The sequence below is a fragment of the Paraburkholderia tropica genome (assembly GCF_014171495.1).
Classification (GTDB): domain Bacteria; phylum Pseudomonadota; class Gammaproteobacteria; order Burkholderiales; family Burkholderiaceae; genus Paraburkholderia; species Paraburkholderia tropica.
In genome coordinates, this window is the sequence record NZ_CP049134.1 from 820,125 (window position 1) to 843,329 (window position 23,205).

General features: G+C 67.4%; 19 protein-coding genes. 8 read left to right on the forward strand and 11 right to left on the reverse strand.

What is annotated here, in order from left to right; translation table 11 throughout:
• Positions 1 to 59 precede the first annotated feature (59 nt).
• Both G5S35_RS03625 and G5S35_RS03630 read left to right on the forward strand, forming a co-directional pair.
• Positions 60 to 2,339, forward strand: a complete 2,280-nt coding sequence (locus G5S35_RS03625) for an arginine/lysine/ornithine decarboxylase (protein WP_074984707.1) — start codon at positions 60 to 62, stop codon at positions 2,337 to 2,339.
• A 17-nt stretch (positions 2,340 to 2,356) separates the two neighbouring features.
• Positions 2,357 to 3,058, forward strand: coding sequence for a lysozyme inhibitor LprI family protein (locus tag G5S35_RS03630; protein ID WP_183038592.1), 702 nt, complete (start codon positions 2,357 to 2,359; stop codon positions 3,056 to 3,058).
• A gap of 96 nt (positions 3,059 to 3,154) precedes the next feature.
• Here the strand turns inward: G5S35_RS03630 and G5S35_RS03635 are convergent, their stop codons facing one another.
• The 3 genes from G5S35_RS03635 to G5S35_RS03645 form a co-directional block, all read right to left on the reverse strand.
• Positions 3,155 to 4,084: a bestrophin family protein gene (locus tag G5S35_RS03635; protein WP_183038593.1), complete on the reverse strand. Its 930-nt coding sequence runs from the start codon at positions 4,082 to 4,084 to the stop codon at positions 3,155 to 3,157.
• A 259-nt stretch (positions 4,085 to 4,343) separates the two neighbouring features.
• On the reverse strand, positions 4,344 to 5,759 hold the full coding sequence (gene argH / locus G5S35_RS03640; protein WP_065057351.1) for an argininosuccinate lyase: 1,416 nt from the start codon (positions 5,757 to 5,759) through the stop codon (positions 4,344 to 4,346).
• Between the two features lie 134 nt (positions 5,760 to 5,893).
• Positions 5,894 to 6,721, reverse strand: coding sequence for a helix-turn-helix transcriptional regulator (locus G5S35_RS03645; protein WP_065057352.1), 828 nt, complete (start codon positions 6,719 to 6,721; stop codon positions 5,894 to 5,896).
• 254 nt (positions 6,722 to 6,975) lie between these two features.
• Here G5S35_RS03645 and G5S35_RS03650 point away from each other — a divergent pair, with 254 nt between their 5' ends.
• Positions 6,976 to 7,740: a class I SAM-dependent methyltransferase gene (locus tag G5S35_RS03650; protein WP_183038594.1), complete on the forward strand. Its 765-nt coding sequence runs from the start codon at positions 6,976 to 6,978 to the stop codon at positions 7,738 to 7,740.
• 36 nt (positions 7,741 to 7,776) lie between these two features.
• Here G5S35_RS03650 and G5S35_RS03655 read toward each other — a convergent pair whose 3' ends face one another.
• The 3 genes from G5S35_RS03655 to ppc form a co-directional block, all read right to left on the reverse strand.
• Positions 7,777 to 8,157, reverse strand: coding sequence for a type II toxin-antitoxin system VapC family toxin (locus G5S35_RS03655; protein WP_065057353.1), 381 nt, complete (start codon positions 8,155 to 8,157; stop codon positions 7,777 to 7,779).
• The gene (locus tag G5S35_RS03660) at positions 8,154 to 8,360 is read right to left on the reverse strand and encodes a type II toxin-antitoxin system VapB family antitoxin (protein ID WP_065057354.1); all 207 of its coding nucleotides are present in this window, start codon (positions 8,358 to 8,360) and stop codon (positions 8,154 to 8,156) included. The genes G5S35_RS03655 and G5S35_RS03660 overlap by 4 nt, the downstream gene beginning before the upstream one ends.
• A gap of 144 nt (positions 8,361 to 8,504) precedes the next feature.
• Positions 8,505 to 11,717: a phosphoenolpyruvate carboxylase gene (gene ppc / locus G5S35_RS03665; RefSeq protein ID WP_183038595.1), complete on the reverse strand. Its 3,213-nt coding sequence runs from the start codon at positions 11,715 to 11,717 to the stop codon at positions 8,505 to 8,507.
• 469 nt (positions 11,718 to 12,186) lie between these two features.
• Here ppc and hemC point away from each other — a divergent pair, with 469 nt between their 5' ends.
• Genes hemC through G5S35_RS03680 form a run of 3 tightly spaced genes read left to right on the forward strand, consistent with a single transcriptional unit; the run spans position 12,187 to position 16,684 of the window.
• The gene (gene hemC / locus G5S35_RS03670) at positions 12,187 to 13,236 is read left to right on the forward strand and encodes a hydroxymethylbilane synthase (RefSeq protein ID WP_183038596.1); all 1,050 of its coding nucleotides are present in this window, start codon (positions 12,187 to 12,189) and stop codon (positions 13,234 to 13,236) included.
• Positions 13,233 to 15,482 (forward strand): fused uroporphyrinogen-III synthase HemD/membrane protein HemX, encoded by a 2,250-nt coding sequence (hemDX, locus tag G5S35_RS03675; RefSeq protein WP_080180707.1) that lies wholly within the window; start codon positions 13,233 to 13,235, stop codon positions 15,480 to 15,482. The genes hemC and hemDX overlap by 4 nt, the downstream gene beginning before the upstream one ends.
• Positions 15,483 to 15,484: 2 nt before the next feature.
• Entirely contained in the window at positions 15,485 to 16,684 is a 1,200-nt protein-coding gene (locus G5S35_RS03680; protein ID WP_110327578.1) for a heme biosynthesis protein HemY, read from the forward strand.
• 100 nt (positions 16,685 to 16,784) lie between these two features.
• Here G5S35_RS03680 and G5S35_RS03685 read toward each other — a convergent pair whose 3' ends face one another.
• The 3 genes from G5S35_RS03685 to G5S35_RS03695 all read right to left on the reverse strand — a co-directional run bounded on the left by G5S35_RS03685 (position 16,785) and on the right by G5S35_RS03695 (position 20,508).
• The gene (locus G5S35_RS03685) at positions 16,785 to 18,104 is read right to left on the reverse strand and encodes an MFS transporter (RefSeq protein WP_065063766.1); all 1,320 of its coding nucleotides are present in this window, start codon (positions 18,102 to 18,104) and stop codon (positions 16,785 to 16,787) included.
• A gap of 161 nt (positions 18,105 to 18,265) precedes the next feature.
• Entirely contained in the window at positions 18,266 to 19,024 is a 759-nt protein-coding gene (locus G5S35_RS03690; RefSeq protein ID WP_074984714.1) for an SDR family oxidoreductase, read from the reverse strand.
• 44 nt (positions 19,025 to 19,068) lie between these two features.
• Positions 19,069 to 20,508, reverse strand: coding sequence for an aldehyde dehydrogenase family protein (locus G5S35_RS03695; RefSeq protein ID WP_183038597.1), 1,440 nt, complete (start codon positions 20,506 to 20,508; stop codon positions 19,069 to 19,071).
• A gap of 22 nt (positions 20,509 to 20,530) precedes the next feature.
• On the opposite strand from G5S35_RS03695, the gene G5S35_RS03700 reads away from it, so the two are divergent.
• Positions 20,531 to 20,740 carry a hypothetical protein gene (locus G5S35_RS03700; protein WP_110327580.1) on the forward strand — a complete coding sequence of 70 codons (210 nt, stop codon included), beginning with the start codon at positions 20,531 to 20,533 and terminating at the stop codon, positions 20,738 to 20,740.
• A 99-nt stretch (positions 20,741 to 20,839) separates the two neighbouring features.
• Positions 20,840 to 21,367 (forward strand): inorganic diphosphatase, encoded by a 528-nt coding sequence (ppa, locus tag G5S35_RS03705; RefSeq protein ID WP_065063761.1) that lies wholly within the window; start codon positions 20,840 to 20,842, stop codon positions 21,365 to 21,367.
• Positions 21,368 to 21,444: 77 nt separating this feature from the next.
• On the opposite strand, the gene G5S35_RS03710 is transcribed toward ppa, so the two are convergent.
• Positions 21,445 to 21,768, reverse strand: a complete 324-nt coding sequence (locus G5S35_RS03710; protein WP_183038598.1) for a GIY-YIG nuclease family protein — start codon at positions 21,766 to 21,768, stop codon at positions 21,445 to 21,447.
• 65 nt (positions 21,769 to 21,833) lie between these two features.
• Positions 21,834 to 23,006, reverse strand: coding sequence for a GNAT family N-acetyltransferase (locus tag G5S35_RS03715; RefSeq protein ID WP_074984722.1), 1,173 nt, complete (start codon positions 23,004 to 23,006; stop codon positions 21,834 to 21,836).
• Positions 23,007 to 23,205: the final 199 nt, after the last annotated feature.

The following is a 23,205-nucleotide window of genomic DNA, read 5'->3' on the forward strand; positions in this document are numbered from 1 at the left end:
CGACATACGGGGACCGCTGCGCGTTTAAAGCAGCGGTCGTTTCTTTTGGAGATTCGCCCATGAAGTTTCGCTTTCCCGTCGTCATCATCGACGAAGACTTTCGCTCCGAGAACATCTCGGGTTCCGGCATCCGGGCACTCGCCGAAGCCATCGAGAAAGAGGGCGCGGAAGTCCTCGGGCTGACGAGCTACGGCGACCTCACGTCGTTCGCGCAGCAATCGAGCCGCGCGGCCTGTTTCATCCTGTCGATCGACGACGACGAACTGCTGCCCTACGTGGAAGGCAGCGACGGCGAAGCGCCCGAGCACGCGCCCGCGATCGTCGCGCTGCGCGCGTTCATGGAAGCGGTGCGCAAGCGCAACGCCGACATCCCCATCTTCCTGTACGGCGAAACGCGCACCTCGCGCCATCTGCCCAACGACATCCTGCGCGAGCTGCACGGCTTCATCCACATGTTCGAGGACACGCCGGAGTTCGTGGCGCGCCACGTCATTCGCGAAGCGAAGGTGTATCTCGATGCGCTCTCGCCGCCGTTCTTCAAGGAACTCGTCAAGTACGCCGACGAAGGCTCGTACTCGTGGCACTGCCCGGGTCACTCGGGCGGCGTGGCGTTCCTGAAGAACCCGCTCGGCCAGATGTTCCACCAGTTCTTCGGCGAGAACATGCTGCGCGCCGACGTCTGCAACGCCGTGGAAGAACTCGGCCAGCTGCTCGATCACACCGGCCCGGTCGCGGCGTCGGAGCGCAACGCCGCGCGCATTTTCAGCGCGGACCACGTGTTCTTCGTGACCAACGGCACGTCCACCTCGAACAAGATCGTCTGGCACGCCACCGTGGCGCCGGGCGACATCGTGCTGGTCGACCGCAACTGCCACAAGTCGATCCTGCACGCGATCACGATGACGGGCGCGATTCCCGTGTTCCTCACGCCGACGCGCAACAACTTCGGCATCATCGGCCCGATTCCGCGCGACGAGTTCAAGCCGGAAAACATCCGCAAGAAGATCGAGGCGAATCCGTTCGCGCGTGAAGCGCTGGCGAAGAACCCGAACGTCAAGCCGCGCATTCTGACGATCACGCAGAGCACGTACGACGGCGTGGTCTACAACGTCGAGATGATCAAGGATCTGCTCGGCGACATGCTCGACACGCTGCACTTCGACGAAGCGTGGCTGCCGCACGCCGAGTTCCACGCGTTCTATCAGGACATGCACGCGATCGGCGCGGGCCGTCCGCGCACCAAGGCGCTCGTGTTCGCGACGCACTCGACGCACAAGCTGCTGGCCGGCATCTCGCAGGCTTCGCAGATCGTCGTGCAGGATTCGGAAGACAGCGCATTCGACCGCCATCGTTTCAACGAGGCGTATCTGATGCACACGTCGACCTCGCCGCAGTACGCGATCATCGCGTCGTGCGACGTGGCCGCGGCCATGATGGAAGCGCCGGGCGGTCCGGCGCTGGTCGAAGAGTCGATCGCCGAGGCGCTCGACTTCCGCCGCGCGATGCGCAAGGTGGACGCCGAATACGGCGACGACTGGTTCTTCCAGGTCTGGGGTCCGGACGATCTGGCCGAGGAAGGCATCGGCTCGCGCGACGACTGGATCCTGCGTCCGAACGACCACTGGCACGGCTTCGGCGCGCTGGCGGAAGGCTTCAACATGCTGGACCCGATCAAGGCGACCATCGTCACGCCGGGTCTGGACGTGGACGGCGAGTTCGGCGAAACCGGCATTCCGGCGGCGATCGTCACGAAGTACCTGGCCGAGCACGGCATCATCGTCGAGAAGACCGGTCTGTACTCGTTCTTCATCATGTTCACGATCGGCATCACGAAGGGCCGCTGGAACTCGATGGTCACCGAACTGCAGCAGTTCAAGGACGACTACGACAACAACCAGCCGCTCTGGCGCGTGCTGCCCGAGTTCGTGGCGCAGCATCCGATGTACGAGCGCGTGGGCCTGCGCGATCTGTGCCAGCAGATCCACAGCGTCTACCGCGCCAACGACATCGCGCGTCTGACGACCGAGATGTATCTGTCGACGATGGAGCCGGCCATGAAACCGTCCGACGCGTTCGCGAAGCTCGCGCACCGCGAGATCGATCGCGTGCCGGTCGACGAACTCGAAGGCCGCGTGACGTCGATCCTGCTCACGCCGTATCCGCCGGGCATTCCGCTGCTGATTCCGGGCGAGCGCTTCAACAAGACGATCGTGAACTACCTCAAGTTCGCGCGCGAATTCAACGAGCGCTTCCCGGGTTTCCACACCGACATCCACGGACTCGTGGGCGAGACCATCAACGGCCGCATCGAGTATTTCGTGGATTGCGTGCGCGGCTGAGCGCGGAGGCGGGCGGCATGACGGTGCGAACTTCGCGAACCCTGCGGGCGCTGACGGCGGCGCTGGCGCTGGCGGCGACGATGTTCGCCGCCGCGCCCGCGCGCGCCGAAGTGGCGGCCGCCGATCCGATCGATACGGCGATGCGCGCGTGTCTCGCGCGCGCGGACCGCTCGACGACAGCGGGCCAGATCCAGTGCATGGAAGAGGCGCGCGGCGCATGGCGCGCCGCCACGGAATCCGCGCTCGTGCAACTGAACGCGAAGCTCAAACCGGCGGACCAGAAACGCTGGAAGCTGAGCCAGCAGAAGTGGGTGGCGTGGCGCGACGCCGAGGACACCATGCTTGGCGCCGCGTTCGCGACCACGAGCGGCAGCACGTATCAGCTCTACGAGGCCGACATGCGCTTGCAGCCGGTGCGCGACCGCGCGCTTGCGCTGCGCAACGAAGCCGCGAGCTGGGACGGCCAGGCGCCGCGTTCGCGCGCCTGTAGCGCCGATGCGCGCTGCGAGCACGTGAGCTACGACCTCAACCGCTATTACCGGCAGCTTTACGCGCGGATGCCGAAGCACGCGCGGCCTGCCGTGTCGCGCGCGCAGAGCGCGTGGCGCGCGTATCGCGATGCAACCACGCCGCTCATCGACGAGCGCGCGCGCCTCGATCTGCTCGGTGCGCGGCTGGCCACATTGAAGCGTTTGTCGGAGACGGTGAACAACCGCTGACCGTTGCGTGCGTTCCATGAAAAAACCGGCGTGTATCTTCGCGATACACGCCGGTTTTGTTTTGGGCGCGGTTTTGAGCCGCGGATTTGGGCCGCGTCAGTCGAGAATGAACTGCTCGGGCGGATGGGACGGCGTGCGCGTCGGGTCGCCGAGCAGATCGTGCAGCGCCGACTCGATGCCCGTCGACATCGCGTTGAGGGCGAGGTCGTTGTCTTCGATGCCGAACGGGTCCTCGATCTGCGAGGCGATCGCTTCGTGCGCCATGAACGCGTAGGCCACGAACACGGCGAAGATCGGCGTGAGCGCGCCGATGCTGTCGACGAGCCCGAACGGCAGCATCGCGCAGAAGAAGTAGACCGTGCGATGGATCATCACCGTGTAGGCGAACGGTAGCGGCGTGGAGGCGATGCGCTCGCAGCCGCCGATCACGTCCGAGAGTCCGTTGAGATTGCGCTCGAAGGCGAGCACCGCATAGCCGTCCAGACGGCCCGCGCGCGCTTCGCCGCGCATCCACTCGGACGCGCACAGCAGCAGCGTGGCGGGACGGAATTGCGAGGCCATCGCGCGCTCGAGCAGTGCGGGCGGCAGACGCGTTTCGAGGTCGGCGCGCGGGTCCGTGTGGCGCAGTTGATGGCGCAGCGCATGCGGCAGCGCGCACAGGATCTCGACGAACGGACGCGCGTGGCTGCGGGCGTCCTCGCCTTGATTGGGCGTGACGAGCGTGAGCGCCTCGCGCGCGAGCGAGCGCGATTCGTTGAGCAGTTGCCCCCAGAGCTTGCGGCCTTCCCAGTAGCGGTCGTAGCTCGCGTTGTTGCGAAAGCCGAGAAACACGGCGAGCGCGATGCCGATCAGCGAAAACGGCACCGTGCTGAGGTTCACGGTCACGCGCAGGATGTGGTCGTGCGCGGCGACGGCGACGATCGACAGACACAGCACGATAAAGAGCCGCGGCAGCAGTTGCGGCAGGACTGAACCGCGCCACGCGAGCAGCATGCGGAACCAGTTGAGGTGAGGGCGGACGATCATCGGGGCGGAGACTCGGAGCGGGAAAGCGACGGAACGCGATAGAAGCGCAACAGTAACGATCTCGATTCTAGGTCAAGGGGCGCGATCGTCAGGCGTACAACTGGGGCCATTCGAAGCGGGTACAGCCGCGCGGTTTGCCTCTGCGCAATTTACACGCCGCGCGCAAAAACAAAACGGGCGCGCGACGTTGTCCGTCGCGCGCCCGTTTCGGGTGCATGGCCTGGCGGCCCGCTGCGCTTGCTTCGCGCTTGCTTCGCGCTTACTTCGCCGCGCCGAGCGCCGCGCGCGCCGCGACAATCGCCGCACGCACCTGTTCGGGCGCAGTGCCGCCCGGATGATTGCGCGACGACACCGAGCCTTCCAGCGTCAGCACTTCGAACACGTCTTCGGCGAGCAGATGCGCGACGGCCGGCAGTTCGCTGCGCATTTCGTCGAGTGTCAGGTCGGCGAGATCGCAGTTGCGATCCACGCAGATCCGCACCGCGTGCGCCACGGCTTCGTGCGCGTCACGGAACGGCAGACCCTTCTTCACCAGATAGTCGGCGAGATCGGTGGCCGTCGAGAAGCCTTGCAGCGCGGCGGCGCGCATGGCGTCGGCCTTGACCGTGATGCCGGCGACCATTTCCGCGAAGATGCGCAGCGTGTCCGCGACCGTATCGACGGTATCGAACAGCGGCTCCTTGTCTTCCTGATTGTCCTTGTTGTACGCGAGCGGCTGGCCTTTCATCAGCGTGAGCAGGCCCATCAGATGGCCGTTCACGCGGCCGGTCTTGCCGCGCGCCAGTTCGGGCACGTCGGGGTTCTTCTTCTGCGGCATGATCGACGAGCCGGTGCAGAAGCGGTCGGCGATGTCGATGAAGCCGACGCGCGGGCTCATCCACAGCACCAGTTCTTCCGAGAAGCGCGACACGTGCGTCATGACGAGCGCGGCGGCGGCCGTGAATTCGATCGCGAAGTCGCGGTCGGAGACGGCGTCGAGCGAGTTCGTGCAGATGCCGTCGAAGCCGAGCGTCTTCGCCACGGCGAAGCGGTCGATCGGATAGCTCGTGCCCGCGAGCGCCGCCGCGCCGAGCGGCAGGCGGTTCACGCGCTTGCGGCAGTCGACCATGCGCTCTGCGTCGCGCGTGAACATTTCCACGTAGGCGAGCAGGTGATGGCCGAAGGTGACCGGCTGCGCGACCTGCAGGTGCGTGAAGCCCGGCATGATCGTGCCCGCGTGTTGCTCGGCGAGGTCCAGCAGCGCGCCGCGCAGGTCGCCGATCAGACCGCCGATGCGGTCGATCTCGCCGCGCAGCCACAGGCGGATGTCGGTCGCGACCTGGTCGTTACGCGAACGGCCTGTGTGCAGACGCTTGCCCGCGTCGCCGATCAGCGCCGTGAGGCGCGCTTCGATGTTCAGGTGCACGTCTTCGAGATCGAGCTTCCACTCGAATTCGCCGCGCTCGATCTCGCCCTTGATCTGCGCCATGCCGCCCTGGATGGCGGCGAGGTCGTCGGCGGAGATGATCTTCTGCGCGGCCAGCATCGACGCGTGCGCGAGCGAGCCCTCGATGTCCACGAGCGCGAGTCGCTTGTCGAAGAAGACCGACGACGTGTAGCGCTTGACCAGCTCCGACATGGGTTCGGAGAAGCGAGCCGACCAGGCTTCGCCTTTTTTGTGCAGTTGGGACGTCATGATGATGAGCGGTGAGCGATGGGAAAGCGGGCCGCGCGCTGAGTGCCTCGCAGGGCGCCGGGTGCGGCAGGAAAGTTCAGGATTTTACCATCCGCGCAGGCGCGGACCGGCGATGCGGCGCGTCCGGGGCACACTCAGAGGCGCACCAGCACCACCAGCTTGAGATCCTCGCGGTGCGCGGGCTTGAACGTGATCTGGTCGTAAGCGATGCGGCCGTGGCGCGGATGATGGAATTCGCGCCGTCCGCCTTCGCGCTCGAACACGTCCTGCGAGCCCCAGTAGCGGCCGAATTCGTCGCTCGCGGCGATCAGCGAATCGATCAGCGCGCGCGTGGGCGCGTCGTTCAGATGGCGGATGGAGTCGGCGCGGAACTCGGCGGCCAGACGGCGCGCGCGGGTTTCCCAGTCGACGATCAGCTCGCGCCCGAGCGGCTCCGTGAAGGTGAAACGCAGCAGGTTGCGGTCGTGATCGCCGTCGAGCCAGCCCGTGAACAGATCCGCGGCCTGCGCGTTCCAGGCGAGCGCGGTCCACTGGCGGTCGAGCACGTAGGCGGGCGCGTCGATCAGGCCGACGGTTTGCAGCAGGGTGGCGGGTGCGTCGGCGGCGCTGGCGGTGTCGGGTTCGGCGGGATCGCGCTGCGCGGCGAGTTCGAACAGATACGCGCGCTCGGCGCGCGAGAGCCGCAGCGCCACGGCGATGCGCGCGAGCGCGTCCGCCGACGCCGAGACCGGCCGGCCCTGCTCGATCCACGTGTACCAGGTCGGACTCACGCCGCAAAGCTGCGCGACTTCCTCGCGGCGCAGGCCGGGCGTGCGCCGGCGCGGGCCGGGCGGCAGGCCGACTTCCTGCGGCGACAGACGCTCGCGATGGGCGCGGATGAACTCGCCGAGCGCGCGCGCGGGCGTGGCGTCGAGGGTTTTAGCGGGGCCGGAATCGCCGGTAGTGGAGGTATCGAGGCTCATGGAAGGCTGGCGGGTGCTGGCGATACCAGAATAATCGCTCAACTTGTACTGGTACAGAACGGGCTCTATTGTAACGGCTGACGCGGCGCCGGGCCGCCGCGCCGACCCGCCCCGGGGACAGAAGCAAAAAGATCGACGCGAGGCCGCAGCCGCAGATGTCGTGGTCCATGCAGCTGAACTCGCGCCCCACACAACCGGAATACCGGTGCGCGCGCAGGAGCGTCGGCGCGCCGGATCCGCACCAGGAGCATGTCATGAAGCATCACGATCAGGTCGCCGACGCCTTCGGCACGACCGCCGCCGCCTATCTCACCAGCCAGGTCCACGCAACCGGTGCCGATCTCGAAAACCTGGCCGCGACCTTCGCGGCGACCTGCGGCAACGCGCTGGTGCTCGACATGGGCTGCGGCGCGGGTCACGCGAGCTTCGCGGTCGCGCCGCATGTGCGGGAAGTCGTCGCCTACGATATCGCGCCGCCGATGCTCGCGACCGTCGAAGCCGCCGCGAAGGAGCGCGGTTTGAGCACGATCCGCACGCAGCAGGGCGCCGCCGAGACGTTGCCGTTCGCCGACGCGAGCTTCAACTGGGCGATCAGCCGCATGAGCGCGCACCACTGGCGCGACGTGCCGCGCGCGCTCGCCGAAGTGCATCGCGTGCTCAAACCGGGCGGCCGGCTCAAGTTCATCGATATCGCGGGCATCGACGATCCGCTTTTCGACACGCATATTCAGGCGGTGGAATTGCTGCGCGATGCGTCGCATATCCGCGATTACCGCGCCGACGAGTGGGTGAGCATGCTCGATGCGGCGGGCTTCGACGCGAAGGTGACGGAGCGCTGGCGCATCGCGCTCGACTTCGACACGTGGGTCGCGCGCATGCGCACGCCGCCGGAGCGCGTGACGGCGATCCGCTCGATGTGGGACAACGCGCCCGATGAAGTGCGCCAGTATTTCGATGTGCAGAGCGATCGCTCGTTCAAGCTCGATACGCTGATGATCGAGGCGACGCGGCGGGATTGAGGGGCATGTTGCGCAACAGGTTAGCCTGCGCGCAATTCAATGCATGGGCGGCTGCCAGGCCACGTCGAAGCGTTCGGCGAGACCTGCCAGCCGCCTGTCGAGCGTCCAGAGGCGCGCGCCCGGCGTGATCAGCACGGAGCCGAGCAGGATCAGGTCGACCACGCCGCAGCCGAGGCCGTAGAGTTGTTCGCGTTCGATCAGCGCCATGACTTCCTGCAGGCTCACCGGATTCGCCGACCGCAGCAGGCCAATGTCGCCTAGTGTGCGCACGCGTGGCGCGGGCGGCGTGCCGCAGGCCAGTTCGGCGAGCACCATCGGATGAGCCAGCGCTTCGTCGCTCAGCATCAGTTCGACGAGCGCTCCGTTTCGGCGTCTGAAATGATCGACCCAGACCGACGTGTCGACGAGCACGCTCATGACGCGGGCGTGTCGTCGCGCCGACGCGCGATGTCCGCCATCTCGGGCGCGCTGCCGCCTAATGCGGCCAGCCGCTTGGCCGCTTGAACCCGCACGAACGTCTTGACGGCTTCGCGAAACAGATCGGCCTTCTCCATGCCGGGATCGGCCATTTCGAGCGCTTTCTCATAAAGCGCGTCGTCCAGGGTCACCGTGGTGCGCATGCTGCCCTCCGTGATTCAGATTCTGATGCGATTTTGCATCAGAATTTTGCATCCCGGCAAGCATCGTCCAAAAGAAAAGCCTCGCAGATCAAAGACCTGCGAGGCTTTTTTATACGGTGTCAACCCGTGCGGTCGCCCGCGCAGTTAACCCGTATTCCGCAACCCCGCCGCGATCCCGTTGATCGTCAGATGAATCCCGCGCCGCACGCGCGGGCTCGGGTCGCCCGCGCGATAGCGTTTGATCAGCTCGACCTGCAAGTGATTGAGCGGATCGAGATACGGGAAGCGGTTCTTGATCGAGCGCGCGAGCAGCGGGTTGTCGGCGAGACGGCCGTTCGAACCGGTGATCTCGTCGAGCACCTTCGTCGTGCGCTCCCACTCGGCCACGATGCGCTCGAACACATGCTTGCGCAGCTTCTTGTCGGCGACGAGTTGCGCGTAGCGCGACGCCACCGCGAGATCGGTCTTCGCGAGCGTCATGTCCATGTTCGACAGCAGGTTCGCAAAGAACGGCCAGGTCTTGTACATCTTCCTGAACAGCGCGAGGCGGCGCGCGCGTTCGGCGTCGCTGTCCGCTTCGTCGAGATACGAGGACACCGCGCTGCCGAAGCCATACCAGCCCGTCAGCAGCAGACGGCACTGGCCCCACGAAAAGCCCCACGGAATCGCGCGCAGGTCGTCGATCTTGCGGTTCTTCGGATCCTGCAGCTTGCGCGAAGCCGGGCGGCTGCCGATGTTCAGTTCCGCGATTTCGGTGATCGGCGTCGAGGCGAAGAAGTAGTCGGTGAAGCCGGGCGTCTCGTAGACGAGCGAGCGGTACGCCGCCATCGCCGCATCGGAGAGATGCTGCATGGTTGCTTCGAACGCCGGCAGTTGATCCGGCGCATTGCCCGCGGTGTTGTCCATCGGCAGCAGCGTGGCTTCGAGCGTGGCCGCGATCACCGTCTCCAGATTGCGGCGGCCGATTTCCGGATTGCCGAACTTGCTGGCGATCACCTCGCCCTGTTCGGTCAGGCGGATCTGGCCGTCCACCGTGCCCGGCGGCTGCGACAGGATCGCGTTGTAGGTCGGGCCGCCTCCGCGTCCGACCGTGCCTCCGCGCCCGTGGAACAGACGCAGCGTGATGCCGCGTTCGCGATACAGCGAGACGAGCGCGAGTTCGGCGCGATACAGCTCCCAGTTCGACGTGAGGAAGCCGCCGTCCTTGTTGCTGTCCGAATAGCCGAGCATGATTTCCTGCTCGTTACCCCAATGCTCGACGATGCCGTCGATGCCCGGCAGCGCGAGCAGGTCGCGCATGATGCCCGGCGCGTGGCGCAAGTCGGGAATCGTTTCGAACAGCGGGATCACCATCAGCGCGGCCTGCGCGGGATCGTCCGTGTGGCCGAGGCGGCCGCCGAGCAGACCGGTTTCCTTCTGCAACAGCATCACTTCGAGCAGGTCCGACACCGTTTCGGTGTGCGAGATGATGTAGTTGCGCACCGCGCGCGCGCCGAACTTTTCGCGCGTCACGCGCGCCATTTCCAGCACGCCGAGTTCGCTCTTCACGAGGGCGGAGTAGTCGAGATACGGCGAGCGCAGCGGACGCTGATCGGCGAGTTGCGCGAGCAGCACGATCTGCTTGTCTTCTTCGGAGAGCGCCGCGTAATCGGCCTGCACGCCCGCGCGCGCGAGCAGTTCGGTGATGACGGCTTCGTGGATGTCCGAGCTTTGACGCAGGTCGATCGAGGCCAGATGGAAGCCGAACACTTCCACCGCGCGCACGAGCGGCGCGAGGCGCGGCGTGGCGAGCGAAGCGCCGTGATGCGCGGCGAGCGAATCCATCAGGATGTGCAGATCGCGCGAGAACTCGGCGGCGTCGGCGTACGGCTGCGCGCGCACGGGCGCGGCGTTGCGGCCCGCGCTGCGCACGGCCACGACGCCTTCTCCCAGGCGCACGCGCGCGCTCGCGGCGAGGCGCGTGTACACGCCAATCAGCGCGCGCCGATACGGTTCGTCCACGCGATGCGGCGACTGGTCGGGCGAGGCTTCGGCCAGCGCCTTGAGTTCGTCGCTCGCGCCGGCAAGCAGATTCGACACCGACAGTTCCGCGCCGAGCTTGTGCACTTCGTCGAGATAGTGCTGCAGGATCACCTGCGCCTGGCGCTCGCTGGCTTCTTCGAGCGTGGCCGACGTGACATTCGGATTGCCGTCGCGGTCGCCGCCGATCCAGCTGCCCATCTGGAAGAACGCGGGCAGGCGCGCGGAAAGACCGTGCTCCTTGAGCGAGGTTTCGATCTCGCCGTACAGCGCGGGAATCTCGGTGAGGAAGGTGGTGTGGTAGTACGAGAGCGCGTTTTCGATTTCGTCGGTGACGGTCAGGCGCGCGTCGCGCAGCATGCGCGTCTGCCACAGCGAGGTCACGCGTGCGCGCAGCAGCGCTTCGTTATGCTCGCGTTCGCGATGCGTGAGCGGCTGGTCGCGTTCGGCGAGCAGGCGCGCGACGTCGTGCTGCGAATCGAGCGTGCTCTTGCGCTGCACTTCCGTGGGGTGCGCGGTGAGCACGGGCACGATCAGCGCATCGTTGAAGAACTGCTGGAGCATCGGCGTGGCGGCGGCGCCCGCTTGCGCGAGACGTTCGAGCGAATGCGCGATGGTGCCCGCCTGTGGCGCCGAACCGGCCAGATCGTGGATACGGCGGCGACGGTTGCGGTGACGGTCCTCGGCGATGTTCGCCAGATGCGAGAAATAGCTGAACGCGCGCACCACGCTCACGGTCTGCTCGGGCGAGAGTCCGCGCAACTGTTTTTCCAGCGCGAGCGCGGCGGCGTTGTCGTCCTCGCGGCGAAAACGCACGGCCGTCTGGCGGATGCTTTCGACCACCTCGAACACGGCATCGCCTTCCTGTTCGCGCACGACGTCGCCGAGCAGGCGTCCGAGATAGCGGATGTCTTCGAAGAGCGGCTGGTCCTTGTCGTCGCGCTGTTCTTCGTCGCGCGTGCGGCCGCCGCGCGGCGCGCCGGCGGTTTTCGGCGCCTTGGCGGGCTTTGCGGCCTTGGTGGCTTTCGTCGCCTTCGCGGCTTTTTCAGGCTTTGCCGCCTGCGCCACTTCGACGATCCCGGCGGATTCGGCGACCTTCGACGCGGCTTTCGACGCGGCTTTTGACGACTTGCCGGCCTTGACCGCCTTCGTCGCTTTCGTTTTCGTGGTCTTGCTGGCGTCGGCCGGTTTCGATGTCTTCGTCGTCTTCTTCGTTTCAGTGGCCGTTGCGGCTTTCACGGCCCTGGCGGTTTTGGCCTTGTCGGCGGCCGCGGGGGAAGAAGAGGCAAGCGATGCGTTGTTGCGGCGCTCTGCGCGCGCCGATCCGGAAGACTTCACGATGTTTTCCTCAAGACTAGCCAGGAGTGTGGACAGGGTATTCGGGGACTGCCAACTGCATGGCCGCGGCGCGGGCCGCGGTCAGGGTACTTCGGTGCTACCAGAAACCACCAGAACGGATGGCGGGAGCCATCCTGCGCGAGCCGCGCGGACTGCGGTGCTGCGGTATCGCGGCGGACCGAACGGCAAGCGACGGCGAAGACGATACGACGACGGCGAAAAACTGCGGATACCGGCGCGCCGGGAGCAGGCTTTGCGAAAGCGCGGCACCATGGAGCGGACGCAGGTTCGCGCCGGGTGCCGGGGAGGGCGTGCAGGATCAGCGCCGCCGACGCGCAGATAGCGCGTACGTCAGCGACGGACCGTGTCTCTTCCTTGCCGCCGCACGCGCGGGCCTAAAAAGGGGCGCGTGCTAACATTGCCTGTTATCCGATTCTGTTTTTCGAACCCGTCATTCGATGTGCTAGCCATGAATTCCGAGACGTTATCCGCGCCCATGCCCCGCACGCTTGTCATCGCTTCGCGGGAGAGCCGCCTCGCGATGTGGCAGGCCGAGCATGTGCAAGCTGCGCTGCACAAATTATATCCATCCTGCGACGTGAGCATCGTCGGAATGACGACCCGCGGCGATCAAATTCTCGACCGCACGCTGTCGAAGGTCGGCGGCAAGGGTTTGTTCGTGAAGGAGCTGGAGCAGGCGCTGGCCGAAGGGCGCGCCGATCTGGCCGTGCATTCGCTCAAGGACGTGCCGATGGAGCTGCCCGAGGGCTTCGCGCTCGCGTGCATCATGGAGCGCGAAGATCCGCGCGACGCCTTTGTGTCTAACGAATACGACTCGCTCGCGACGCTGCCGCCGGGCGCCGTGGTCGGCACCTCCAGCCTGCGCCGCGAGTCGATGATCCGCGCGCGTTATCCGCATCTCGACGTGAAGCCGCTGCGCGGCAATCTCGACACGCGCCTCGGCAAACTCGACCGCGGCGACTACGCGGCCATCATTCTCGCGGCGGCGGGGCTCAAGCGTCTGGGTCTCGGCGCACGCATCCGCGCGCTGCTCGAACCGGCGGACAGCCTGCCGGCGGCGGGACAGGGCGCGCTCGGCATCGAGATCCGCGCCGACCGCGCCGACATCGCCGCCTGGCTCGCGCCGCTGCACGACGACGCCACCGCGAAGGCCGTCGAGGCCGAACGCATGGTGTCGCGCGCGCTCGGCGGCAGTTGCTCGGTGCCGCTCGCGGCCTACGCGCAGTGGCAGGACGGCAAGCTCGCGCTGCGCGGCACCATCGCCACGCCGGACGCGAGCCGCGTGCTGGCCGCCGAAGATGCGGCCACGCCCGCCACGGTCGCGGACGCCGTCGCGCTCGGCCGCAAGGTCGCCGACGAACTGATCGCCCAGGGCGCGCTCGAGATCGTGCGCGCGCTGTCCGAAGCGGGGCCTGAAGAACAACGCGTGCCGAACGCGCCCCCGGCAACTTCCGGCAACGCCAACCGCGCGGGCGACGATCCCGCCGAGCCGCGATGACCGGCGGCCCGTGGCAGCCGCGCCAGGGCGGCCCGGGTTCGGCCCAGCCCGACGAATGGCGCGGGCCGGCCGATTCGTCCGCGCCGCATCATGACGCGCGCGGCACGGCAGCGGGCACGGATTTCACCGTTGTCATCACCCGTCCGGCCGGTCAGTCGGACGCGCTGTCCGCGCAACTGGCCGCGAGCGGCCTGCGCACGCTCGAATTTCCGCTGATCGCCATCGCGCCCGTGCGCGACGACGCGCCGTTGCGCGAAGCGCTCGGCGCGCTCGACCGCTATGCGCTCGTGGTGTTCGTTTCGCCGAATGCGGTCGACCGCGCGTTCGAGTGCTACCGGTCGATTTCGTCGATCTGGCCGCACGCGCTGCCCGTCGGCGTGGTCGGTCCGGCGAGCGTCGCCGCGCTCGCGCGCCACGGCGTTGCCGCCCCCGCGCATCGCGTGATCAGCCCGGCCGGTTCCGCCGACGAGGAGCCGGCGCGCTTCGACTCGGAATCGCTGTACGCCGCACTCGAAAAAGAGCTTGGCGAGAACGCCTTCGCGGGCAAGCGCGTGCTGATCGTGCGCGGCGACGGCGGCCGCGAATGGCTCGCCGACCGCCTGCGCGAAGCGGGCGCGGAAGTGGAGGCCGTCGCGGCCTACCGCCGCATCGTGCCCGAGCCGCCGATGGGCGCGTGGGCGGCGGTTCACACGCTGCTCGAAGGCGCGCCGCACGCGTGGCTCGTGACCAGCTCGGAAGGCGTGCGCAATCTCGACGAACTCGCGCGCGAGCACCTCACGGCAGGCGAGATCGTCGAGCTGCGCCATGCGCAACTGGTCGCGCCGCATCCGCGTATTGCCGAGACGGCGCGCGGATTGGGTTTTGATAGGATGACGGTGTCCGGCGCGGGCGACGAGCGCATCGTCGAGACGCTGCTGGGGCTTGCCGCATCCGCGCCAGCCAGCACGGTTTCTTCCGATCTCTCTTCAGCCGCGCTTTCGGCGGCTCAACCGGTTCAGAACACCCCGGCCTCGCCGCCGGCACAACCACGCATGACTGATTCGAACGATTCCAGCCACGTTCCCAATCAAGGCGCCGCTTCGGCAGGCGCTTCGCAAACCGCTTCCCCGACGGCATCGAAACCGGCCGCCCAGGCCGCGAGCGCGCGACCTGCGTCGTCCGCTGCGTCGTCATCCGCATCGACGTCCTATTCGTCCGCGCCGCTGACGCCGGCCGGCAACGGCGGCGCGCGCCGCGGCGGCGGCACCGCGATCCTCTGGCTCGTGGTCGTGCTGCTCGCGGCAGGTGCGGCGGGCGGCGGCTATGCGCTCAATCGCAAGCTCGACCGCGTCGACGCCTCGCTTGCGCAGCGCCAGCAGAGCGCCGACCAGCAGACCGCCGCCTTGCGCGCGCGCGCCGACGAAGCCGCGTCGAGCGCGCAGCAGATCGACAAGCAGATGGCGCAGCTCGAAGGCAAGATCGCCGACGCGCAGAACTCGCAGCAGGCGCTCTCGCAGCAATATGCCGACCTCGCGAAGAACCGCGACGACTGGACGCTCGCCGAAGTCGGCCAGATGCTGTCGAGTGCGAGCGAGCAGCTCCAGCTCACCGGCAACACGCAGCTCGCGCTGTTCGCGCTGCAAAGCGCCGACACGCGCCTCGCCGCGTCGGCCAGCCCGCAGGCGCTCGCCGTGCGCAAGGCCATCGCCGAGGACATCGACAAGCTCAAGGCCGCGCCGTCCACCGACCTCGCCGGTCTCGCCATCAAGCTCGACACCGCGCTCGCCGAAATCGACGCGCTGCCGCTCGCGGGCGAAGCGCTCGTCGCGCACACGAAGCCCGAAGCCGCCGCGCCCGCCGACGTCGCCGTGACGGCCGCCGCCACCGGCGAGCCGCGCTGGAAGGCGTGGCTCGACACCTTCGTGCACGGCGTCGGCCAGCAGATCGCGAGCCTCGTGCAGGTGCGCCGCATCGACAACGCCGACGCCATGCTCGTCTCGCCCGATCAGGGCTACTTCATGCGCGAGAACCTGAAGCTGCGCCTGCTGTCGGCGCGTCTGTCGCTGCTCTCGCGCAATCCGGCCACGCTCAAGTCCGACCTCGCCGCCGCCGACGCAACGCTCGCGCGCTACTTCGACGGCGCGTCGAAAGAAACGCAGAACGTGCGCGACCTGCTCAAGCAGGTGGACGCGGGCTCGGCCGCTGTCGCGCTGCCCACGCTCGACACGAGCCTGAAGGCGCTGCAGCAATACCAGAGCCGGGGGTAAGCATGGCGATCCGTGGACTTCTCTGGCTCGCGCTCCTGTTCATCGTGGCGGTCGCGCTCGCGACCGTCGGCCGGTTCGACGCGGGGCAGGTGCTGCTCGTCTATCCGCCGTATCGCGTGGATGTGTCGCTCAATCTGTTCGTGGTCGGCATCGTGGTGGCCTTCCTGCTGCTCTACGCGATCCTGCGTTTCGTGCGCAACGTCGTGACGATGCCGCGCCGCGTGGCCGCGTACCGCGCACGCGCGCGCAAGGAAAAGGCGCATTCGGCGCTGCGCGACGCGATCGGCAATCTCTACGCGGGCCGTTTCTCGCGCGCCGAGAAGGCCGCGCGCGACTCGCTCGCCGACGACAACAACAAGGGCGCCGCGGGCCTGATCGCCGCGAACGCCGCGCATCGTCTGCACGAGTACGCGCGCCGCGACGACTGGCTCACGCAGGTCGACGACCCCGAGTTGCAGGAAGCGCGTCTGATGGCGACCGCCGACATGCGCGCCGACGGCCGCGATGCGGACGGCGCGCTCGCCGCGCTCACCGAAATGCGCTCGCAGGGCGGCCGCCGCATTCACGCGCAGCAGATCGCGCTGCGCGCGCAGCAGCAGCTCAAGAACTGGAGCGAAGTGCTCAAGCTCGTGAAGACGCTGGAAAAGCGCGAGGCGCTGCATCCGGCCGTGGCGGTGCGTCTGCGCCAGCTGGCGGCCGAGAACCTGCTGCGCGACCGTCGCCATAACGCCGACGCGCTGCTCGAACTCTGGCACGCGCTGTCGCCGATCGAGCGTCATTCGCCGCGTCTGGCCGATTGCGCGGCCGAACTGCTGATCGCGCTGGAGCGTCAGGCGGACGCGCGCAAGATCGTCGAGGAAGCGCTCGCGCAGAACTGGGACGCGCGCCTGCTGCGCCGCTATCCGGACACGGCCGGCGATGACGCGCTGCCGCTGATCCAGAAGGCCGAGGCGTGGCGCAAGGAGCGTCCCGAAGACGGCGATCTGCTGTTCGCGCTGGGTCGCCTGTGCCTGAAGCAGCAGTTGTGGGGCAAGGCGCAGTCGTTCCTCGAGGCGGCGCTGAAGTCGGCCAACGCGAGCAACAACGAGCCGCTCAAGATCCGCTCGCACCGCGCGCTCGCGCGTCTGCACGAGGAACTGGGCGACGCCGGCAAGGCGGCCACGCACTATCGCGAAAGCGCGATGTCGATGAACGTGGTGTGATCGTCCGATAGTCCGATCGTGCGCTATCGCTGCGCATGCTGCAACGAAAAACGGCCGCTGCTAGCGGCCGTTTTTTTTCGACGCAGCGTGTTACGCGCGTTTATCGATCGACCAGCGTCTTCGGCGCCGACAGCGCGAGCAGCCCGCCGAGGATCATGAACGCCGCGAGCATGTACATGCCCGAGTCGTTGGCGGCGGTCGCCTGCTTGAGCCAGCCCACGGCGTACGGGCTCAGGAAGCCCGCGAGATTGCCGATCGAGTTGATGAGCGCGATGCCCGCCGCGGCGCCCGTGCCCGCGAGCCACGCTGTGGGCAGGCTCCAGAACAGCGGCAGCGTGGTGAGGATGCCGAAGGTCGCGAGCGTGAGCGCGGCCATCGCGAGCGCGGTGTCGTGCGCCCATGTCACCGAGAGCACGAGGCCGAGCGCGCCCACGGCCGCCGGAATCGCGATGTGCCAGCGACGTTCGCGGCGACGGTCGGCGCTCTTCGCCACCAGCACCATGCCGACCACCGCCGCCGCGAACGGAATCGCCGAGAGCAGGCCGATCGCCAGCGCGTCCTTCACGCCCGTCGCCTTGATGATGGTCGGCAGCCAGAAACTCACGCCGTACAGACCCATCACGAACGAGAAGTAGGTGAGGCTCATGAGCAGCACGCGCGGACTCGTGAGCACGGTGACGAGCGGCGGATCTTCCTTGGTCGCGTCTTCGGCGGCGATGTTGCGTTCGAGCAGCGCGCGTTCGTCGGGCGTGAGCCACTTCGCGTTGCCGATGCGGTCGTCGAGCACAAAAAACACCAGCACGCCGACGATCACCGACGGCAGCCCTTCGAGCAGAAACAGCCACTGCCAGCCTTGCCAGCCGTTCGCGCCGTCGAAGGCCTTGAGGATCCAGCCCGACACCGGACCGCCGATCACGCCCGAGAGCGCGATGGCCGTCATGAACCACGTCGTCATGCGGCCGCGCCGGTGCGCCGGATACCAGTAGGTCAGATAGAGGATGATGCCGGGGAAGAAGCCCGCTTCGCACAGGCCGAGCAGGAAGCGCATCACGTAGAACATCGTCGGCGTGGTGACGAACATCGTGAGAATGGACACGAGCCCCCACGTGACCATGATGCGCGCGATCCAGATGCGCGCGCCCACGCGATGCAGGATCACATTGCTTGGCACTTCGAACAGGAAGTAGCCGATGAAGAAAATGCCCGCGCCGAAGCCGTAGACCGCATCGGAGAGATTGAGCGCCGCGCTCATCTGCAACTTGGCGAAGCCGACGTTCACGCGGTCGAGATACGCGACCACGTAGCAGAGCATCAGGAGCGGCGTGAGCCGCCAGGCGACCTTGCGGTAAGTGGCTTCTTCGAACGCCGAAGGCGGCGCGCCCGCGCTCGCATGCGGCAGGGGATTCGCTGGACTGGCCATGGTGTCTCCAATGTCGTGTGTCGGCTGTTATTCGTGTTGTTTGCGTCGAGTACACCGGATTAAAGCACGACCATTCTAGCCGCGCCGCCGGAGCGTGGCGGCGCGGGAAAACACTCATGCGTCAAGCACTTACGAGCGAGGCGAAAGCGGCGCGGCGTGGCTCAGACGCAGCGCCCGCCGTCCACTTCGAGACACGCGCCGGTGATGAACGCGGCTTCGTCGGAGGCCAGATAGAGGCAGGCGTTGGCCACGTCCTGCGGCGTGGAGAAGCGCCCGAGCGGGATCGTCGCGACGAAGCGCGCGCGGTTCTCGGGCGTGTCGGGCACGCCCATGAATTCGGCGGTGAGGCCCGTATCGCCGATCACGGGATTCACACAGTTCACGCGGATGCGGTCGGGGCCGAGTTCGGCGGCGAGCGCCTTGCTCGCGACGATCATCGCGCCCTTGCTGCCGTTGTACCAGACGAGCCCGGGGCGCGGCCGGATGCCCGCCGTCGAGGCGATGTTGACGAACGCGCCGCCGCCGCGCTCGCGAAAATGCGGCACGAACGCGCGCACGCTCCAGTAGAGTCCTTTCACGTTGACGGCGAAAACGCGGTCGAATTCCGCTTCGCTGACTTCCATCACGGGCTTGTTGCGATGCGTGGTGCCCGCGTTATTGACGACGATCTCCACGCTGCCGAAGCGGCCGATGGCGGCGTCGCGCAGCGCGTGCCAGTCGGCTTCGCGCGTGATGTCGCCTTGCACGGCGATCGCCTGGCCGCCCGCGTGCGCGATCTCGCTCGCGACGCGCTGTGCGGCCTCGGCGTTCAGATCGTTGACGACGACATTCGCGCCTTCGCGCGCATAGGTTTTGGCGATGCCTTCGCCGAATCCCGAACCGGCGCCCGTCACGACGGCCGTCTTGCCTGTGAGTCGCATGCTGTCTCCGAATTTTTTATCAGCGATGAAAAAACGGTGTGGCCTCAGCCGTGCTTGAGCGCGATGGTTTTCAGCACGGTGAAGCCGTAGAGCGCTTCGAAGCCTTTTTCGCGGCCGTGGCCCGACTGGCGCGAGCCGCCGAACGGCAGTTCGACGCCGCCGCCCGCGCCGTAGTTGTTGACGAACACCTGGCCCGCGCGCACGCGCCGCGCGATGCGCATCTGGCGCGCGCCGTCGCGCGTCCACACGCCCGCGACGAGGCCGTAGGGCGTGCCGTTGGCGAGCGCGAGCGCGTGGGCTTCGTCGTCGAAAGGCATGGCGGCGAGCACGGGGCCGAACACTTCTTCCTGAGCGAGACGGCTTTGCGGTGGCACGTCGCGCAGCAGCGTCGGGGCTTCGTAGAAACCGCCGGAGGGCGCGGCGGCGTCGAGCGTGCCGCGCGCGGCCACGGCGATGCCGTCGCGCTGCGCTTCGTCGAGAAAGCCGCGCACGCGCCGCCGCTGCTTCTCGTTGATGAGCGGGCCGCAGTCGAGATCGGCGCTCGCGGGCCCGACTCGCAGCGTTTCGAACGCAGCCGCGAGCCGCTCGAGCAGCGGCGCATAGGCGCTGCGCTCGATCAGCACGCGGCTGCCCGCCGAGCAGGTCTGCCCGGCGTTCTGCACGATCGCGGCGACGAGCACGGGCAGCGCGGCGTCGAAGTCGGCGTCGGCGAACACGATCTGGGGCGACTTGCCGCCCAGTTCGAGCGTGACCGGCACGTGATGTTCGGCGGCGGCCTGCGCGACGAGCTTGCCGGTTTGCGGCGAGCCCGTGAACGAGATGTGGTCGATGCCCGGATGCGCCGAGAGCGCCGCGCCCGCCTCGTGGCCGAGCCCGGTGACGAGATTGAGCGCGCCGGGCGGAAAGCCCGCTTCATGCGCGAGCGCCGCCACGCGCAGCAGCGACACGCAGGCGTCCTCGGCGGGCTTCACCACGCAGGCGTTGCCGGTCGCGAGCGCGGCGCCCACGCTGCGTCCGAAGATCTGCATCGGATAATTCCACGGCACGATGTGGCCCGTCACGCCGTGCGGCTCGCGGATCGTGAGGACCGTGTAGCCGTGCTGATAGGGCAGCGTTTCGCCGTGCAGCTTGTCGGCGGCGCCCGCGTAGAACTCGAAGTAGCGCGCGAGCGCGGCGGCGTCGGCGCGGGCCTGCTTGAGCGGTTTGCCGGTGTCCTGCGCTTCGAGTTGCGCGAGCGTTTCCTGATGCTGCGCGACGAGTCCCGAGAGCTTGAACAGCAGGCGTCCGCGTTCGGCGGCGCTGAGCGCGCCCCAGATGCCTTCATACGCGGCGCGCGCGGCCTGCACTGCGGCGTCGATGTCGGCGGCATTGCCGCGCGCGAGTTGCGCGAAGGGTTGACCGGTGGAGGGATCGAGGGCGGCGAGGGTTTCGCCGCTGGCGGGCGCGCGCCACGCGCCGCTGATGAAATGCTTCGCTTCTTCCATGCATGCGCCTCGTAAATAGGAGATGAAACGAGGGAAGGGAACGCAAGACGAAAACACGAACGGCCAGTATCAGGCCATCAACAGGCAGGCGCCGCGCGTTGCGTGCGCGAGCGCCGGCCTGCCGGGCCATTATCGCGCCAATCGCGGCGCACGCGTGGGTTTTCAGGAGACGCTTCATCCGGGCTTCATCCGGACGCCGCAGCCGATTGGCTATAATGCTGCGAACCTGTGACGTCCGGTTTCGCACCGGCACGCCTCGCGCGAGAGCCGCGTGCTCGCCGCGCGCCTCGCGTGAACCGTCGCTTTTTTCCCCTTCTCTCAGAGAGCGCTCATGAGCTTCGCAAATGTCCCCGCCGGCAAGGATCTGCCGCACGACTTCAACGTGATCATCGAGATTCCGGCGCAGAGCGATCCGGTCAAGTACGAAGCCGACAAGGATCTGGGCGTGCTCGTCGTCGACCGTTTCGTCGGCACCGGCATGCGTTATCCGGTCAACTACGGTTTCATTCCGCAGACGCTCTCGGGCGACGGCGACCCCGTCGACGTGCTCGTGATCACGCCGTTCCCGCTGCTGGCCGGCTCGGTCGTGCGTTCGCGCGCGCTCGGCATGCTGCAGATGACGGACGAGTCGGGCGTCGACGCGAAGCTGATCGCCGTGCCGCACGACAAGGTTTGCCCGATGACGGCGAACATCAAGACGCTGGACGACGTGCCCGAGTACCTGAAAGACCAGATCAAGCACTTCTTCGAGAACTACAAGGCGCTCGAAAAGGGCAAGTGGGTCAAGGTCGAAGGCTGGGTCGGCATCGAAGCCGCTCACAAGGAAATCACCGAAGGCCTCGCGAACGCGAAGAAGTAAGCGTCGCGATTCCTGGCGGTAAAAAAACCGCACGTGCCGAAAGGCCGTGCGGTTTTTTCATGGGCGCGGGTTTGGCTTCAAGCGGGCGCTTCGGCTTCCGGTTCGTCGCTTGCGGGCACTTCGAGCGGCACCGGCGGCAGCACCGATTCGAGCGTGCGCGCGCCTGCCGCGAGCGCGCGTTTCTCACGCGGCGTGAGGCGCTTGACCCAGTATTCGGCGCGGGAGGCGCTCGCGCGATCGGCGAGTTCGAATTGCGCGAGCACCTGCACGGGCTTGCGCGAGCGCGTGTAGCGCGCGCCCGTGCCGTCGGCGTGCTGCGCGAAACGCGCGGCCACGTCGATGGCGATGCCCGTGTAGACGCTGCCGTCGGCGCATTCGAGCAGATAGAGAAACCACGGCATATTTCTGGAAGCGATGATCGTGAGGCTTGGGTGAGTGTGCGTCGGCGTTTGCGTTCGGGCTGGCGTTATCCGCGAAACGGATTGTGCTCGTTCAACTCGTGCATATAGGCGTGAATCTGGTTCGTCTCGCTGTCGAGAAAGCGCGCGACGGCGTCGGCGAACGCGGGATGTGCGAGCCAGTGCGCCGAGCGCGTGACGGTCGGCATGAAGCCGCGCGCCATTTTATGCTCGCCTTGCGCGCCGCCTTCGAACACGTCGAGTTTTTCCTCGATGCAGAATTCGAGCGGCTGATAGTACGCGGTCTCGAAGTGCAGGCAGGGCACGTGTTCGAGCGCGCCCCAATAGCGGCCGTAGAGCGTGCCGCCGCGGCCGTCCGCGCCGCGCTGATACACCACGAGCGAGCTGGCGATCGGCTTGCCTTCGTATTCGGCGATCACGAGCAGCAGGTTCTCGGGCATCGACGCGCCGATCATGCGGAAAAAATCGAGGTTCAGATACGGCGACGAAAAATGCTCGCGGTAGGTCTGCCGATAGCAGCGGCTGAAAAAGCGCCAGTCCTCGTCGCGGATGTCCTCGCCGCGCACGCGCCGCAGCGTCACGCCGGCCTCGCGCACCTTGCGGCGCTCGGCGCGGATGTTTTTGCGCTTCTTCTGTTCGAGCGTCGAGAGGAAGTCGTCGAAGTCGCGGTAGCCCTGGTTGAGCCAGTGAAACTGCACGCCTTCGCGCTGCATCATGCCGAGGTCGGTGAGCGCGCGCGCATCGTCTTCGGGCGGAAACAGCACGTGCAGCGACGAGACTTCGGCCTGCTCCGCGAACGCCAGCAGCGTGGCGGCCAGATGGCGGCGCGCGGGTTCGTCGGCGGCCAGCAGGCGGGTGCCTTGCACCGGCGTGAACGGCACGGCGCACAGCAGCTTCGGGTAGTACTCCAGGCCGTTGCGCTTGTAGGCGTCGGCCCAGGCCCAGTCGAACACGTATTCCCCGTACGAATGGCCCTTGAGATAGACCGGCGCGGCGGCGGCAAGCTTGCCCGTTTGCGGGTCGGTGAGCGTGACGAACTGCGGCGCCCAGCCCGCGTCGGGCGCGGCGCAGCGCGTGGCGTCGAGCGCCGTGAGGAATTCGTGGCGCAAAAAGGGCGTCGGCTGCGCCTGGCGCGCGAGCAGCGCGTTCCATTCGGCGGCGTCGATCTCGGCCGGTGAGCCGAGAATGCCCGTGCGATAATCGAAATGTTCCTTTTTCAACTTGCGTGCCCGTTCTGGCGTGGCGAGGTGGGAGGCGGGCGGCGAGGGTTTCGGCCCGTCGCGGCGCGGGTGCGCCGGTTTCGCCGCGCCGCGGCAAGCGGTCATGGTAAAGCAAACCCTCCGAACGGGTGAGCGCTGGCGCGCCGCCGCTATCGTGCCGCTGCCGTCGTTGCGCCGTCGTCATGCAATGCGCACGTTC

Excerpts from the sequence above, each read along its gene's own strand:
- G5S35_RS03630 (WP_183038592.1), top strand. The coding sequence starts at position 2,357 with ATGACGGTGCGAACTTCGCGAACCCTGCGGGCGCTGACGGCGGCGCTG.
- G5S35_RS03695 (WP_183038597.1), bottom strand. The coding sequence starts at position 20,508 with ATGGAAGAAGCGAAGCATTTCATCAGCGGCGCGTGGCGCGCGCCCGCC.
- G5S35_RS03645 (WP_065057352.1), bottom strand. The coding sequence starts at position 6,721 with ATGAGCCTCGATACCTCCACTACCGGCGATTCCGGCCCCGCTAAAACC.
- G5S35_RS03660 (WP_065057354.1), bottom strand. The coding sequence starts at position 8,360 with ATGCGCACCACGGTGACCCTGGACGACGCGCTTTATGAGAAAGCGCTC.
- G5S35_RS03685 (WP_065063766.1), bottom strand. The coding sequence starts at position 18,104 with ATGGCCAGTCCAGCGAATCCCCTGCCGCATGCGAGCGCGGGCGCGCCG.
- ppa (WP_065063761.1), top strand. The coding sequence starts at position 20,840 with ATGAGCTTCGCAAATGTCCCCGCCGGCAAGGATCTGCCGCACGACTTC.
- G5S35_RS03700 (WP_110327580.1), top strand. The coding sequence starts at position 20,531 with ATGAAACGAGGGAAGGGAACGCAAGACGAAAACACGAACGGCCAGTAT.
- argH (WP_065057351.1), bottom strand. The coding sequence starts at position 5,759 with ATGACGTCCCAACTGCACAAAAAAGGCGAAGCCTGGTCGGCTCGCTTC.
- G5S35_RS03710 (WP_183038598.1), bottom strand. The coding sequence starts at position 21,768 with ATGCCGTGGTTTCTCTATCTGCTCGAATGCGCCGACGGCAGCGTCTAC.
- G5S35_RS03635 (WP_183038593.1), bottom strand. The coding sequence starts at position 4,084 with ATGATCGTCCGCCCTCACCTCAACTGGTTCCGCATGCTGCTCGCGTGG.
- G5S35_RS03625 (WP_074984707.1), top strand. The coding sequence starts at position 60 with ATGAAGTTTCGCTTTCCCGTCGTCATCATCGACGAAGACTTTCGCTCC.
- G5S35_RS03680 (WP_110327578.1), top strand. The coding sequence starts at position 15,485 with ATGGCGATCCGTGGACTTCTCTGGCTCGCGCTCCTGTTCATCGTGGCG.
- G5S35_RS03650 (WP_183038594.1), top strand. The coding sequence starts at position 6,976 with ATGAAGCATCACGATCAGGTCGCCGACGCCTTCGGCACGACCGCCGCC.
- G5S35_RS03655 (WP_065057353.1), bottom strand. The coding sequence starts at position 8,157 with ATGAGCGTGCTCGTCGACACGTCGGTCTGGGTCGATCATTTCAGACGC.
- hemC (WP_183038596.1), top strand. The coding sequence starts at position 12,187 with ATGAATTCCGAGACGTTATCCGCGCCCATGCCCCGCACGCTTGTCATC.
- hemDX (WP_080180707.1), top strand. The coding sequence starts at position 13,233 with ATGACCGGCGGCCCGTGGCAGCCGCGCCAGGGCGGCCCGGGTTCGGCC.
- G5S35_RS03690 (WP_074984714.1), bottom strand. The coding sequence starts at position 19,024 with ATGCGACTCACAGGCAAGACGGCCGTCGTGACGGGCGCCGGTTCGGGA.